The following is a 12,369-nucleotide window of genomic DNA, read 5'->3' on the forward strand; positions in this document are numbered from 1 at the left end:
CCCTTTGTCCGTTCGTGGTCGTTCAGTGCCCCGATGGCACCGCAGCCGCCGCGAGCAGCTGGCCGAGCGCGAGCCCGCCGTCGTTGGGCGGCACCATCCGGTGGCGCAGCACGGTGAAGCCGTCGGCCCGCAGCTGCTCGGCGCACCGGGTCGCCAGCACCGTGTTGGCGAACACTCCGCCGCTGAGCGCGACTTGGCCCAGGCCGTGGTGCTGCCGAGCGTCGACGCAGACGTCCCGGACCAGCCGGGCCACCGCCTCGTGGAACCGAAGAGCAATCAACTCGCGTTCTACACCCGCCAGTTGATCGGCGACCACGGCCGCGATCACCGGCCCTGGGTCGACGCTCGCGGGATCGCCCGCACGCCGGGCGAAGGCGTAGCCCGAGGCGGCCGCGCTGCCGGCCGCCACCGCCGCGGCCTCCAACTCGATCGCGGCCTGCGCCTCGTAGCCGGCCTGCTGGCAGACCCCGGCCAGGGCGGCGACCGCGTCGAACAGCCGCCCCATGCTGGAGGTGGGCACGCAGTTCAGGCCGCGCTCCAACTGCCGTCTCAGCAACCTGAGTTCGCCGGGCGGGCAGGCGCTCACCGCGGGCAGCCGCGGATCCCAGGGCAAGCCGGCCGCCCAGAGGTGGGCCAGCGCCATCCGGTAGGGGCGCTCGACTGCCGCATCACCACCCGGCAGCGGCACGTACCCGAGGTGCGCGAGGCGCCGGTACCGGTGGTAGCCGGCCAGCAGGAACTCGCCGCCCCAGACGGCGCCGTCGTCCCCGTACCCGGTGCCGTCGAAGGCCACGCCGATCACCTGCTCGGCCACGCCGAGCCCGTTCTCGGCCATCGCGGCCGCGATGTGCGCATGGTGGTGCTGGACCAGCCGCAGCGGGCGCCCACCGGCGTGCCGCCTGGCCCAGCCGGTGGAGCGGTAGCCGGGGTGGCGGTCGGCCGCCAGCCGTTCGGGCCGCACGGCAGTGATCGACTCCAACTGCTCCTCGGCCCGGGCGAACGCCTGCTGGGTGGCGAGGTCGTCCATGTCGCCGATGTGGCCGGAGAGCCAGGCCCGGCGCCCCTCGCCCAGGCAGAACGCGTTCTTGAGGTCACCGCCGACCGCCAGGGTGGGCGGGACCGGGAAGGGCAGCGTCAGCGGCAGCGGCGCGTAGCCCCGGGAACGGCGCAGCGTCAGCTGCTCCCCGTCGCACACCCGCACCACCGAGTCGTCGCAGGGCACCTGGATCGGCCGGTCGTGGGTGAGCCAGGCGTCGGCCAGCCCGGCCAGCCGCTCCAGCGCCTCGGCGTCGTCGGTGACGATCGGCTCGCCGGAAAGATTGCCGCTGGTCATCACCAGCAGGCGCGGCCCCGGCGGGTCACCGGGCAGGCCGAGCAGCAGGTGGTGCAGCGGGGTGTACGGGAGCATCACGCCCAGGTCGGGGCTGCCGGGGGCGACCGCCGCCGGCGACGTCGAGGGGCCGCCGGCGCGTCGGCGCAGCAGCACGATCGGCCGCACCTTCCCGGTGAGCAGCGCGGTCTCCTCGGGCCCGAGCTGGACCAGGTCGGCGATCTCGGCCAGGTCGGCGGCCATCAGCGCGAACGGCTTGCCCCCGCGCGCCTTGCGGCGGCGCAGCCGGGCCACGGCGGCCGGGTCGCGGGCGTCGCAGGCCAGGTGGTAGCCGCCCAGACCCTTGACCGCGAGGATGGCTCCGGCGCCCAGCAGGCGGCGGGCTTCGGTCATCGGGTCGTCAACGACCGTCTCCCCCAGGGCGGTTACCAGCCGGAGCCGGGGTCCGCAGTCGTGGCAGGCGATCGGCTGGGCATGGAAGCGCCGGTCGGCCGGATCGGCGTACTCACGGGCACAACTTGCGCACATCGGGAAGTCGGCCATCGTGGTCATCGCCCGGTCGTAGGGCAGGCCGGTGACGATGGTGAAGCGCGGACCGCAGTGGGTGCAGGTGATGAACGGGTGCCGGTAGCGCCGGTCGGCCGGGTCGGTGAGCTCGGCCAGGCAGTCGGCGCAGGTGGCGGTGTCGGGTGCGACCAGGGTGCGGGCCTGCCCGGCGCGGCCCGAGGTGAGGATGGCGAAGCCCGCGGTGCCCTGCGGTGGCAGCCTCTCGTAGCGGACGGTGTCGACCACCGCGAGTGGCGGCGCCTGGTCGGCGAGCAGGGTGCAGAACCGGGTCAGTGCCTCGGGTGGGCCCTCGACCTCGGCGAGCACGCCCTCGCCCGTGTTCTCGACCTGTCCGGCCAGGCCAAGGCCGGTGGCGAGGCTGTAGACGAAGGGCCGGAAGCCGACGCCCTGCACCACTCCCTGGACGGTCACCCGGCGGCGTTCCACCACCTCCGCACCGGCGGGCCGAACGGCCGTCACCTCGTCGGCGCCGGGGCGGGGTGCGGGTGGCCGTGCTGCTCATCCGGCCCATGGTGCTCATGCGCGGCATGCGGCTCTTGGTGTTCATGTGGCTCGGCAGGCTGGGCACTGCGGGCCAGCGCCGGCAGGTGGACGTCGGCGCCCGTGTGCACCGCCAGTGCCCGCTCCAGCAGCAGCCCGATGCCCGCACCCGTCCGGGCGGAGGTCAGCAGGATCTCCACCCCCGGGTTGATCTGCTGCACATTGGCCCGGAAGGCGGCCTCGTCGAAGCCGACCGCCTCGGCGATGTCGGTCTTGGTGACCACCACCAGGTTGGCGAGCCCGAACGCGGTCGGGTACTTCAGCGGCTTGTCCTCGCCCTCGGTCACCGCGGCCAACGCCACCCGCAGTGACTCACCGAGCTGGTAGGAGGCCGGGCAGACCAGGTTGCCGACGTTCTCCACGAAGAGCAGCGCGGTGGTGTCGGGCAGCCAGCCGTCCAGGTGGCCGGCCAGCATCTCAGCCTCCAGGTGGCAGAGCCCGTCGGTCAGCACCTGCTTGACGGGCACGCCGGAGCGCGCCAGCCGCTGGGCGTCGTTCTCGGTGGCGAGGTCGGCGGTGAGGGCGGCCACGCCGATGCCTCGCTGCCGGGCCATCGTCAACTCGGCTTCCAGCAGGGCGGTTTTGCCACTGCCCGGGCTGGAGAGCAGATTGACGGCCGTGGTGCCGCGCACCGCCAGCCGGTCGCGCAGGCGCCGCGCGGCGAGGTCGTTCTTGGCGAGGACCGCCTGCTGCAGGTCGACCACACGGCACATGGCTCAGCACTCCTGGAGGTCGGGCTCGGGGGTGTCGGTGGGTGCGGCGCCGTCCTCCCACCGCACGCTGGCGATCTGCAGCTCGCGGCCGGCGAGCAGTTCGGCGGCGGGTGTGCCGCACTGCGGGCAGCTCAGGCTCGGCGGCAGGCCGACCGGCCAGTCGGACGCGCAGGGCCGGCACCGGGCCCGTCCGGGCACGGCTTCGACGATCAGCTCGCAGTCGGCCAGCACCGTGTCGGCGCAGGCGAGCTGGAAGCAGAAGTCAAGCGCCTCCGGTACCACTCCGGCCAGTTCGCCCACCTGGAGCAGCACCGACCGGACGGCGGTGGCGCCGGCCGCCAGCGCGGCTTCCTCCACCTGGCCGACGACGGCCACGGCGATCGACATCTCGTGCATCGCGCCCTTCCCGCGCGGCCCGCTGCTCCGGGGGCCGCGCTGGACCATTACAGGACTCCGGGCCGACCGCCGCGCGGCCGCCGCGCCGCGCCATAGCCCGTTCGGACCAGGCCGGGTTGCGGATCTGACGGTTCGTCACATGGCGCGGATCCGCAGGTACCGCTTCACGTCCGGTGCCAACTGGACGGCGGCCCAGGCCAGACCGGCCACGACCAACGCCTTGAACACGCACTTCGTCATCGGGATTCGTCCTCTCAACGGTCCGCGGCCACGCCGGTCGCGGTCTGGATGGGCGGAGCGCCCGGAACGTCGGCTGCGAGCAGCCGGTGGACCAGCTCGACGGCGCGCGGCACGGCGGCCGCGACCGGTGCGGTGAGCCCGAGGCCCTCGTCGAGGCAGGCCGGCTCGCAGCCGACCACCGCGATCCGCCTGGGCGGCGCGGTGCCGGTGCCGGCGCAGAGTGAGCCGATCAGCCCCAGCACCGCGTCCGGGGCCATCCGGTGGCCGTCCAGCACCGCCGCGTCCGGGTCGACGGGGGCGCCGCCGTCCGGCTCGATCAGGTACAGCGTGCCGGGCGCGCCGCCCCGGGTGGTCGCGTCGACCAGGACGAGTGTGTCGTAGCCGTCCAGCAGTTGGTAGGCGAGGTGCACGCCGCGGACTCCGATGTCCGCCACCTCCACCTGCTCGGGCAGCGGTTCGGCCGCCAGCCGGCGGGCCACCTCGACGCCGAAGCCGTCGTCGCCGAGGAAGATGTTGCCCACCCCGGCGACCAGGGTCCTGGCCGCCCCGGTCATGTCTCCACCACCGAGGTCGCCTTGTCGGGCCGAACGGTCACCTCACCGGCTTGAAGGGTCACTTCGTCGGGTTGGAAGTAGAGGAAGCGGCCCTGCTCGCGGCGGATGTCGGCGCCGGGGTCCCCGTCGACGGTGACGGCCAGGTGCACGCCGCCGTCCACGTCGTGCAGCACCGCCTCGACCAGGGCGCCGCGGCCGTGCAGGAACAGGTCCTGGGCATCGGTGCGCCGCCGCCCGGGGCGCAGCACCACCCGGCTGCCGGCGCCGACCGGTCGGCCGTCCACCAGCACCGTGTCCCGCTGCGGATCGACGCTGGCGTCGGCTTGCGGGTCCCACCAGGGTGTGCCCGGCGAGAGCAGCCGCTGCAACGCGTCGTCCGGGTCGGCTGCCGCCGCCGGTTCGGTGATCTCGCGCAGCGACCGGACCGCCCCGTGCAGGCGCTCCAGCACTTGGGGCGGCAGCGTGTCGGCGAGCTCGATCACCGCGGCGGCGCGGGCGTCGGTCCCCCTGGCCTCGCGCTTCTCCCGGTCGGTCAGCGCCGCGGTGCGCAGGGTGAGGATCTCGTCGATCTCCAGCGCGTCGTAGAGCACGCCGGGGCTCTCCGGGGCGATCGCGGCGTGGTCCTCCAGGATGATCGGTGCGCAGAGCAGCAGGTCACCGCTGCCCGGCTCACCGGCCAGCACCGGCCAGGTGTGGGCGTTGGCGCAGTCGGCGGTGGCGGGCCTGGCCCACTCGGGCGGGTCGGTGGGTGACAGGAAGCGGCCGCGGTCCAGGCCGAGCAGCAGATGGGCGGAGACCAGGGAGCGTGGCAGGGCCGCCTCCCGGTCGGCGTCCGGTTCCGGCTGCCAGTCGGCGGTGTTGGCCACCTCGACCGTCAACTTCCTTACGGTGTACGGTCCGGAGAGTTCCACGCAGCTGATCCGCAGTTCGCCGGTCAGCTCGGCGCGGCGGCGGATCAGGCGTCCGAGCAGGCGGCCGTCCTGGCCCCTGACCTCCTCCGTCTCCTCCCCGGCGGGCCGGGAGAACGGCAGGATCCGCGGCTGCTCCCCCAGGTCGGCGATCGGCAGGGCGAGTTGGACCCGCTCCTCGACGCCCTCGTCCCAGGGCGTCAACACCCGGTCGGGCAGCTCCAGTTCGGCCACCGTCACAAAGTCCGGCGGGTCGGCCCGTTGGACCGTCCGCCGCTGGGCGCGCAGGAACCGCAGCTCCGCGAAGAGCACGGCGTCGCCGCGTGGTTCCAGCAGGCATTCGGTGCGCTGGCTGCTGTGCTCGCCCTGGTCGGCTCCCCAGTCGGGCGGTGCGAGCACCCCGAACTGCCAGCGCAGGCGGTTCTTCGCCGCCGAGGCCCGGTACGGGTAGAGCACGTATCCCTCGAAGAGCACCGCGTCGGCCAGTTGCCGGACGGCGGCGAAGCGGGCCTCGATCTGCGGGGTGAGCATGGACGCGGTCACCGGACGGCTCCCTGGGCCGCGTCGGCGTCGGCGAGCAGTTGCCGGACCGTCGACTCCCAGCTGGGCAGGGCCTGGCGGGAGCGGTAGGCCAGCAGGTCGCGCATGGTGTCGCGGGGCAGCCGCAGCCAGCCGCAGCCGGGGAAGTGCTGGTCGATCATCTCGCGCCAGACCGTGACCGGCACCGCGCGGCGGGCCTCCCGGTCCCACGGCACCGGCTCGACCTGGTAGCCGCCCGCCCCGGTGAACGCGGTGCCGGAGAAGAGCAGCAGAAGCGGCAGGTCGCCCTCCCGCAGCGCGTCGAAGTAGCGACTGGCGGCGATGTCCAGGTCGTAGCTGCACGGCACCACCAGATCCGCTTCGCCCTCGCCGGTGAACCCCGGGACCATCAGCGCGATGTCGGCGAACCGCAGCGGCTTCAGGGTGGTGGCCCAGCGCGACCGGTCGCCGAACAGGTCGGCCAGCCCGGCTTCCTCGTCCTCGCGGTAGCCGCGCCGGGCCGGTTCGATCCGCAGCTGGCAGCGCAACGCCAGGGCGTGGACCCGGACTTGCGGCTCGGTGGTGATCCGCAGCCGGAACACCAGGGTGGGTCCGGCGGCATAGCGGTCGGCCCGAACGCCGGTGCACTGGAAGGTGAACTGCGTCATGCGACCTCCTCCGGTGCCTTGGCGCGGGCGGCGACGTGCTCGAAGAACTCGGCCAGCTCGGCCTGGGCCCGGGAGCCGCCGTCAAATCCCTTCCAGTGCAGGCGCATTCGCCCCACCAGCTGGTAGCAGATGTCGATCGGCACCAGGTAGCAGGAGACGCCGTCGCGGGTGCGGCGCAGCAGCAGGGCCTCCACGTCCGGCTCCAGCAGGCCGGCCAGCCTGGTCCCGGCCAGCACCGCCTCCCAGGCCTCGGGATCGACCTCGCTCTCGGTGGCCCCGGCCGGGCCCGGATAGAGCGCGACCAGCCGGTCCAGGTCGCTGTTGCGGAAGAAGAACGCGACACCGACCGGGATCTGCAAGCGCTCCCAGGACACTTGGAGTCGATGGTCCGTCAGATAGCGGTCCGGCACGGCACGGTAGCGGCCGGTGCCGGACTGCTCGAAGAGCAGGCCGCACGGTGTGCAGGCGCAGGCCAGCGAGCGCCGCTCGGTGTCGACCAGGTGGCGGTGGCCGTGCTCGGACAGCGCGGCGGAGCACAGTGCGCAGTGCTCCGGTTCGGGAGCGCGGGGCGCCAGGAAGCGGCGCAGGCCCGCCGTCATGAGCCGCTGCCCGGCGGGCGGGTGCCGATCTGCAGCAGCGCCGGCGGCTCGGCGGCCAGCTCCACCGCCGTCACCTCCGGTGCCAGGCCGGCCAGCGCGGCCACCACCGCCTCGCGGGTGGCGCCCGCGGTGCTGGGGCAGCCGCAACTCCCGCCGCCACTGGCCCGGATCCGCAGGGTGCCCTCGTCGAAGCCCAGCACCTCGACCGGCTGGCCGGCCAGCGCCCGGGCGATCCGGGCGGCCGGCTCCTCCGGGTGCAGGTCGTGCAGGGCGAGCAGGTGGGCCACCAGCTCGTCGTCCAGCAGGGTGCGGCTCACCGTGGCGGCGCCGACCAGTTCGACGATCCTGGCCAGGCCCGCGCCGTAGAACTCCATGAGGGCGCCCACCAGTTGTTCGCCGGCCGCCGACGCCTCCAGGTCGCCGGACAGCCGGTCCAGCAGTTCCTCGATCCGCCGCGCGGTCCGCGCCGGGTCCGCCCCGGACTGCACCGGGGCGCTCATCCGCCCAGTCCGCTCAGGCCGGTGGGCACGTGCATGGTCTGCACGCTGCGGCCCTGACCCAGGTACATGTGGACGCCGCAGGGCAGGCAGGGGTCGAAGCTGCGCACGGCCCGCATGATGTCGATGCCCTTGAAGTTCTCCGGGGTGTTCTCCTCGAAGATCGGGGTGTTCTGCACGGCGTCCTCGTACGGGCCCGGGGTGCCGAAGGTGTCGCGGGTGCTGGCGTTCCACGGGGTCGGCGGGTACGGGTGGTAGTTGGCGATCTTGCCGTCGCGGATCACCAGGTGGTGCGAGAGCACGCCGCGGACCGCCTCGGTGAAGCCGACGCCCAGGCCCTCGTCGGGGACCTCGAACTTCTCCCAGGTCCGGGTGCGCCCGGCCCGCACCTCGGCGAGGCCCTTCTCGGCGAAGTGCAGTGCGGCGGCGGCCGCGTAGGCCTGGAAGTAGGTGCGGGCCCGGTTGCGCTCCAGCGCGTTGCTCCACTGCGGGATCTTCCACTCGAAGGTGGTCTCCGGCTTGGTGAGCGTCTTGGGCAGGTTGATCACCACGCTGTGGCCGGTCGCCTTGATGTAGCCGATGTCCACCAGGCCGGAGAGCGCGGTCGACCAGAGCCGGGCGATCGGGCCGCCGCCGGTGTCCAGCGGCAGGTATTCCTTGCCGTCGAACCAGCGCGGCGACATCACCCAGCTGTACTTGTCGTCGAAGTTCCGCTTCTGCGGTGCCGGGATGGTGTGCTGGTTCCACGGGTGGCGCGGGTCGACCGGGTTGCCGAGCGGGTCGTGGGTGACGAACTGCTCCTTGCCCTCCCAGTCCTGGTAGTAGGAGCTGCCGAGCAGGATCCGGATGCCCAGGTTGATCTGGGTGAGGTCGTTGGTGACCAGCTTGCCGTCCACCACCACGCCGGGGGTGACGAACATCCGCCGGCCCCAGTCGGTCATGTTGCGGTAGGTGAAGTCGCAGTACTCGGGGTCGTTGAGGGCACCCCAGCAGCCGAGCAGCACCCGTCGGCGGCCGACCTCCTCATAGCCGGGCAGCGCCTGGTAGAAGAAGTCGAACAGGTCGTCGTGGAGCGGCACCACCCGCTTCATGAACTCGACGTAGCGCATCAGGCGGCTCAGGTAGTCGGTGAAGAGCTGCACCGAGGCGATGGTGCCGGTGCCGCCGGGGTAGAGCGTGGAGGGGTGCACATGGCGACCCTCCATCAGGCAGAACATCTCCCGGGTGTAGCGGCTGACCTGCAGCGCCTCCCGGTAGAACTCGCCCTCCAGGGGGTTGAGCGAGCGCATGATGTCGGCGATGGTCTTGTAGCCGTGGTCGCCGGCGTGCGGGGCCGGGGTGCGCTCGGCGAGTTCGAGGACTCCGGGGTTGGTCTCCTTGACCATCCGTTCGCAGTAGTCCACCCCGACCAGGTTCTCCTGGAAGATGTTGTGGTCGAACATGTACTCGGCCGACTCACCGAGGTTGATCAGCCACTCGCCGAGGTGCGGTGGCTTCACCCCGTACGCCATGTTCTGCGCGTACACCGAGCAGGTGGCGTGGTTGTCGCCGCAGATGCCGCAGATCCGACTGGTGATGAAGTGCGCGTCGCGCGGATCCTTGCCGCGCATGAAGACGCTGTACCCACGGAAGACCGACGAGGTGCTGTAGCACTCGGCGACCCGCTTCTGCTTGAAGTCGATCTTCGTGTGGATGCCGAGGCTGCCCACGATCCGGGTGATCGGATCCCAGGACATCTCCACCAGGCCGCTGCCGTCGCCGGCCGCCTTCGTCGTCGGTGCCATCGTGTCTGCCGTGCCCTTCATCAAGTCGGTCGGGGAACAGCGCGGGGCCGGGTCGGCCGCCCCGCGCCGGTGCTACGCGGGGGTACTCACCAGGGCTTGCGATAACCGGTGGTCAGCTTCTGGCCGGTGTGGCGCCACCTGGGCTCCTTGTCCAGCGTCTCGACCGTGATCGACCGCAGCCTGCGGATCAGCGCGCCGTAGATGCCGCTCGCGTTGGTGGAGACGGTGGCGCCGGGCGGCTTGTCCATGAACGGCATGAACTTGTCGGGGAACCCGGGCATCGTGCAGCCGATGCAGATGCCGCCGACGTTGGGACAGCCGCCGAGTCCCTCCATCCAGCCGCGCTTGGGGACGTTGCACTTCACCACCGGGCCCCAGCAGCCCAGCCGCACCAGGCACAGCGGCGAGTCGTAGTCGGTGGCGAACTGGCCCTGCTCGTAGTAGCCGGCCCGGTCGCAGCCCTCGTGCACGGTCGCGCCGAACAGCCAAGCGGGGCGCAACTGTTCGTCCAGCGGGATCATCGGGGCCGACCCGGCGGCCTGGTGCAGCAGGTAGACCAGGGTCTCGGCGAAGTTGTCGGGCTTGATCGGGCAGCCCGGCACGCAGACGATCGGGATGCCTGCCTTGGACTTCCAGTCCCAGCCCAGATAGTCGGGCACGCCCATGGCACCGGTCGGGTTGCCCGACATCGCGTGGATGCCGCCGTAGGTGGCGCAGGTGCCGATCGCCACCACGGCCAGGGCCTTGGGCGCCAGCCGGTCCAGCCACTCGCTGGTGGTGATCGGCTGACCGGTGGCGGGGTCGTCGCCGAACCCGCACCAGTAGCCCTCCTTCTTGATCGACTCATTGGGGATCGACCCCTCGACCACCAGGACGAACGGATCGATCTCGCCGCGTTCGCCCTTGAAGAACCATTCGATGAAGGTGTCGGCTCCCTGCACCGGACCGCACTCGTAGTCGATCAGCGGCCAGTGCACCGCGATCTTCGGCAGGCCCGGCAGCGCGCTGAGTGCGATCTCCTCGATGGTGGGCTGAGTGGCCGCGGTCAGTGCGACGGAGTCGCCGTCGCAGCTCAGGCCGGCGTTGATCCAGAGGACGTGGATCACCGGCTCCTCGGTGGCGGTCGGCGCCGTGGTCGTGTCGGTCATGGGGTGGCCTCCTCGGGGAGGTGGGAGACGAGTGAGCGGGTGTCCTCACCAGCCTCCGGCCTACCGGGCTCCGAAGCGTCACCGAGCGCAGCCAATCCGGTGACACCGGCTACCGATGGCGACGAGATCCGCTGTCCGGTCGGTGCTCCGGTCTGCGGTTCCTTTCGGACGAAGGCCCGGCGGAGCCGGTGGTAGGGCGCGGCCGGGTCGAAGAAGATCCGGTGCATCCGCTCCAGCTCCGCCGCGCGGTAGGCGGCCAGCGGGCGCACCGCCTCGTCGGCCTCGCGGACCGCCTTCTTCGCGGCGATCCGGGCGGTGACCACCGAGCCGGTCGTGGCGAGCCGCACCGCCCGGTCCAGCACCGCGGCGGCGAAGTCCTGCGGCGCGCACGGCAGCAGCTCGTCCGCCAGCCCGAGCCGCTGCGCGGCGGCGGCACTGACCGGCAGCGCCCGGTCGACCAGCCGGGTCGCCGTGGTGGCACCGACCCGGCGCGGCAGCAGATACGTCCAGTACTCGGAGCCGTACAGACCCATCAACCGGTAGTGCGCGTTGAGCACCACGCCGTCGCGGCACCACATCTGATCGGCCGCCAGCGCCAGTATCACCCCGCCGGCCGCCGCGTTGCCGCCCAGCGCCGCCACCACCAGCCGGTCGGTGGTGGTCAGCACGGCCTCCACCAGGTCGTCCATGGCGTTGAGGTTGTCCCAGGACTCCTGGGCCGGGTCGGCGGCGGCCTCGATCACTCCCAGGTGGATGCCGTTGGAGAAGAAGTCCCGGTCGCCGCCCAGCACCAGCACCGTGGTCGGCCGGGCGCACGCCTGCCGGTAGGCGGCCAGCAGCCGGCGGCACTGGTCGGTGCTCATCGCGCCGCCGGGGAAGGCGAAGGAGAGCACCCCGACGGGGCCGTGCTCGCGGTAGCGGATGTCGCGCCAGCGCCCGTCGGGGGCGTCCGGTGGCACCGGGGAGGTCGGCAGCTCGGCGATCCGGTCGGCGAGCGCCACGGTGGCGGGCAGCTTGACCGAGGGCGGCTCCCCCGGCTGCCGCCGGGCTCGCAGCTCCGGGATCCAGACCGCGCCGTCACTGGTCGCCCGGCACACCGCACCAGCCCGGGTGGCCAGCAACTCCCCTGGTGTGCCCCGCAGTTCCATCTCCGGGTGACCGCCGTGCAAGTACCATTCACGGCCCAGGAGTTGGTCCAGCACGCCCGGCTGGGAGGCGGCGGCGCGCAGCTTGCGCAGCACCGCCTCGGTCGGGTCGTGCTGCCAGTCGATCCGGCGGCGCACCTGCTCGAAGTACGGCCGGATCACGGCCGCTTCGGCCTGCTGCCGGCCTGGCTCCCAGTCGCCCGCGGCATAGCGGCCGACGGCGAGAAGCAGGGCGCGCAGCGCGGCGTCCGACACCTCGTTGCGGTAGAGGTCGCTCTTGCCGACCGGCGGCACCGGGCAGGACGCCGAGGCCCAGACGGCGCCGGCGTCCATCTCGGCGTTCGCCTGCAGGACCGTCACTCCCCACTCCCGCACGCCTTCCTCGATCGCCCAGTCCAGCGACGACGGCCCGCGGTCGCCCGGCGGCCCCGGGTGCACGATCAGACAGGTATGCCCGGACCAGACGTCCGCCGGGAGGGCGCTCTTCAGCATCGGCGCTACCACCAGATCGGGCCGATGGCGCGCCACGGCGGCACGCAGCGTGCGATCGCGCCGGGCCGGGTCGCCGGCCAGCACCGCGACCTCCAACCGGTGGCCCCGGTCGGCGAGTTCCGCGAAGGTGCGCTGGGTGAGACTGTTGAACGCCGACGCGACGAGCAGGATCCGCATGACAACCTCCCGGCCGGCCGCTAGGAAGGCGCGGGCTCAGCCTTGCGCCGATCGTCAACCGGCCCGCTCGCCGCAGCGCGCCGACAGTCCGT

11 protein-coding genes are annotated in these 12,369 nt (G+C 72.7%); all 11 read right to left on the reverse strand.

Annotated elements, in window-relative coordinates; genetic code table 11:
- Window positions 1–22: 22 nt before the first annotated feature.
- The 11 genes from hypF to P3T35_RS19360 all read right to left on the reverse strand — a co-directional run bounded on the left by hypF (window position 23) and on the right by P3T35_RS19360 (window position 12,277).
- Window positions 23–2,308 carry a carbamoyltransferase HypF gene (gene hypF, locus P3T35_RS19310; RefSeq protein ID WP_348533422.1) on the reverse strand — a complete coding sequence of 762 codons (2,286 nt, stop codon included), beginning with the start codon at window positions 2,306–2,308 and terminating at the stop codon, window positions 23–25.
- A 44-nt stretch (window positions 2,309–2,352) separates the two neighbouring features.
- Entirely contained in the window at window positions 2,353–3,150 is a 798-nt protein-coding gene (gene hypB / locus P3T35_RS19315; RefSeq protein WP_101378856.1) for a hydrogenase nickel incorporation protein HypB, read from the reverse strand.
- Window positions 3,151–3,153: 3 nt separating this feature from the next.
- Window positions 3,154–3,546, reverse strand: coding sequence for a hydrogenase maturation nickel metallochaperone HypA (locus P3T35_RS19320; RefSeq protein WP_101378857.1), 393 nt, complete (start codon window positions 3,544–3,546; stop codon window positions 3,154–3,156).
- Between the two features lie 254 nt (window positions 3,547–3,800).
- Window positions 3,801–4,340, reverse strand: a complete 540-nt coding sequence (locus P3T35_RS19325) for a hydrogenase maturation protease (RefSeq protein WP_101378858.1) — start codon at window positions 4,338–4,340, stop codon at window positions 3,801–3,803.
- Complete coding sequence (locus P3T35_RS19330; protein ID WP_101384809.1) at window positions 4,337–5,779, reverse strand: hypothetical protein; 1,443 nt, start codon at window positions 5,777–5,779, stop codon at window positions 4,337–4,339. Before P3T35_RS19330 ends, P3T35_RS19325 begins: the two co-directional genes overlap by 4 nt.
- Window positions 5,780–5,787: 8 nt before the next feature.
- Window positions 5,788–6,435: a DUF6084 family protein gene (locus tag P3T35_RS19335; protein ID WP_101378859.1), complete on the reverse strand. Its 648-nt coding sequence runs from the start codon at window positions 6,433–6,435 to the stop codon at window positions 5,788–5,790.
- On the reverse strand, window positions 6,432–7,034 hold the full coding sequence (locus P3T35_RS19340; RefSeq protein WP_101378860.1) for a DUF5947 family protein: 603 nt from the start codon (window positions 7,032–7,034) through the stop codon (window positions 6,432–6,434). The genes P3T35_RS19335 and P3T35_RS19340 overlap by 4 nt, the downstream gene beginning before the upstream one ends.
- Window positions 7,031–7,534: a NifU family protein gene (locus tag P3T35_RS19345; protein WP_101378861.1), complete on the reverse strand. Its 504-nt coding sequence runs from the start codon at window positions 7,532–7,534 to the stop codon at window positions 7,031–7,033. The genes P3T35_RS19340 and P3T35_RS19345 overlap by 4 nt, the downstream gene beginning before the upstream one ends.
- The gene (locus P3T35_RS19350) at window positions 7,531–9,315 is read right to left on the reverse strand and encodes a nickel-dependent hydrogenase large subunit (RefSeq protein ID WP_101378862.1); all 1,785 of its coding nucleotides are present in this window, start codon (window positions 9,313–9,315) and stop codon (window positions 7,531–7,533) included. The genes P3T35_RS19345 and P3T35_RS19350 overlap by 4 nt, the downstream gene beginning before the upstream one ends.
- Window positions 9,316–9,401: 86 nt before the next feature.
- A complete protein-coding gene (locus tag P3T35_RS19355) occupies window positions 9,402–10,463 on the reverse strand; it encodes a hydrogenase expression protein HypE (protein WP_101378863.1) in 1,062 nt (353 codons plus the stop codon).
- Window positions 10,460–12,277 carry a hydrogenase maturation protein gene (locus P3T35_RS19360; protein WP_101378864.1) on the reverse strand — a complete coding sequence of 606 codons (1,818 nt, stop codon included), beginning with the start codon at window positions 12,275–12,277 and terminating at the stop codon, window positions 10,460–10,462. Before P3T35_RS19360 ends, P3T35_RS19355 begins: the two co-directional genes overlap by 4 nt.
- Between the last annotated feature and the right edge of the window lie 92 nt (window positions 12,278–12,369).

Source organism: Kitasatospora sp. GP30, assembly GCF_029892145.1.
Lineage (GTDB): Bacteria > Actinomycetota > Actinomycetes > Streptomycetales > Streptomycetaceae > Kitasatospora > Kitasatospora acidiphila.

Coding starts and splice junctions, on each gene's coding strand:
- P3T35_RS19350 (WP_101378862.1), bottom strand. CDS start 9,315: ATGGCACCGACGACGAAGGCGGCCGGCGACGGCAGCGGCCTGGTGGAG.
- P3T35_RS19325 (WP_101378858.1), bottom strand. CDS start 4,340: ATGACCGGGGCGGCCAGGACCCTGGTCGCCGGGGTGGGCAACATCTTC.
- P3T35_RS19340 (WP_101378860.1), bottom strand. CDS start 7,034: ATGACGGCGGGCCTGCGCCGCTTCCTGGCGCCCCGCGCTCCCGAACCG.
- P3T35_RS19335 (WP_101378859.1), bottom strand. CDS start 6,435: ATGACGCAGTTCACCTTCCAGTGCACCGGCGTTCGGGCCGACCGCTAT.
- hypB (WP_101378856.1), bottom strand. CDS start 3,150: ATGTGCCGTGTGGTCGACCTGCAGCAGGCGGTCCTCGCCAAGAACGAC.
- P3T35_RS19355 (WP_101378863.1), bottom strand. CDS start 10,463: ATGACCGACACGACCACGGCGCCGACCGCCACCGAGGAGCCGGTGATC.
- P3T35_RS19330 (WP_101384809.1), bottom strand. CDS start 5,779: ATGCTCACCCCGCAGATCGAGGCCCGCTTCGCCGCCGTCCGGCAACTG.
- P3T35_RS19360 (WP_101378864.1), bottom strand. CDS start 12,277: ATGCGGATCCTGCTCGTCGCGTCGGCGTTCAACAGTCTCACCCAGCGC.
- P3T35_RS19320 (WP_101378857.1), bottom strand. CDS start 3,546: ATGCACGAGATGTCGATCGCCGTGGCCGTCGTCGGCCAGGTGGAGGAA.
- P3T35_RS19345 (WP_101378861.1), bottom strand. CDS start 7,534: ATGAGCGCCCCGGTGCAGTCCGGGGCGGACCCGGCGCGGACCGCGCGG.